The organism is Sinorhizobium sp. FG01, from assembly GCF_002531875.1.
GTDB lineage: Bacteria > Pseudomonadota > Alphaproteobacteria > Rhizobiales > Rhizobiaceae > Sinorhizobium > Sinorhizobium fredii_C.
In genome coordinates this window covers 1-1258 of sequence record NZ_NWTB01000060.1, presented here as the reverse complement: position 1 = coordinate 1258, position 1258 = coordinate 1, and the positions used below count along the sequence as shown (strand labels likewise).

The following is a 1258-nucleotide window of genomic DNA, read 5'->3' as shown; positions in this document are numbered from 1 at the left end:
TGTCGACAGAGCCAATACTTGCAAGAGGCGGGGCCTTACCGGTGGCCGAGATCGAGGACGTCATAGCAAAAGCAGTTGAGACCGTGACTAGATCTCGAAAATCTCCCGTGGGAGAGTGCTGAACGTCTCAACCCCGTATTCGGTGACCCGGAAAGTCTCACTGATCACGTAGCTGAGATCTTCGCCGATCCAGTTGCCGAGCATCAGATCGAAAGTCATGTTCGGCTTCAAGATGGTCAAATCGCCCTCTTTGAGACTGGCCGTCGGCTCTACCCATTCAATCCCCACTGCGTAGCCACATCGTGACTCCTTCTCGAAACCGGATTTGCGAAGGGTGGTGTTGAAAGCGGCAGCAACGTCGCTACATGTCGCACCCGGTTTGATGGCGGCAAGAGCCGCCTCCAGGCCAGCAACCTCCGCGTCATGAAGTCGGCGAAGTTGGTCGGAGGGTTTGCCAATCGAGAACGTGCGCATCAAGGGCGATACGTAACCGTGGCGCACCCCTCCGAAACAAAGGTTGACTTGGGAGCCTTCCCGGAAGATGTCCTCGGCCCACCGGATGTGCCAGGTGGACGTTCTTGGGCCGTTGCACAGCACGAAGTGGGTCAAATCCGTGCCCAGCTTGCCATTCGCCCCACGTATTAGCGTCGCGATGATTTCTGCTGCCGCTGCAGCCTCGGTTACGCCCGGACGAATTACTTCCTGCGCACGCAGCATCCCTGCATCTGTTATCGCCGCAGATTCACGCATGTAGGTAATTTCCAGATCGGACTTGACGCCTCTGATCCAGTCGACACTGTTGCCAACATCTACGATCTTTGCCTCGGGCGCCCTTACCCTAAATTTTTCGAGAGTTTGGGCGGGAAACAGCCTTGCCTCGATGCCGATGCGATTCCGTCCCAAGCCGCTGTCCAAGAGGAGATCTATTACCGCGTCCCAGCCATCCTTCTCTGGATCGGCAAGGAGAGCTTCCGGATAGCCAAAAATGCGTTCGCGGTCGATAAACGTCTGATGGATCGCCGCGGGGGCATCTTTGCGGCAGGCGATGAAGCTCGGCTCTTCATCTCTTAGATAAACAATAAGGGCCTGCGGCATCGAGCCGGTCTTGGACGTGTAGCCGGACAGATATGTGATGTTCGCGGTCGATTTGACTACCAGAACATCAACCTCTCGCCGCTCCATCTCCGCCTTAACGACGGACAGGCGCTGCAAGTATTCACTCCTGGGGAACGCCTGTGGTCCTCTCGGCATCGCCATT

The 1258-nt window shown here is 56.7% G+C and carries 1 protein-coding gene; it reads right to left on the bottom strand.

Annotated features, from left to right (window positions below):
• Positions 1 to 87 precede the first annotated feature (87 nt).
• Entirely contained in the window at positions 88 to 1257 is a 1170-nt protein-coding gene (locus tag CO656_RS29495; protein ID WP_097528136.1) for a Xaa-Pro peptidase family protein, read from the bottom strand.
• Between the last annotated feature and the right edge of the window lies 1 nt (position 1258).

Excerpts from the sequence above, each read along its gene's own strand:
- CO656_RS29495 (WP_097528136.1), bottom strand. The coding sequence starts at position 1,257 with ATGGCGATGCCGAGAGGACCACAGGCGTTCCCCAGGAGTGAATACTTG.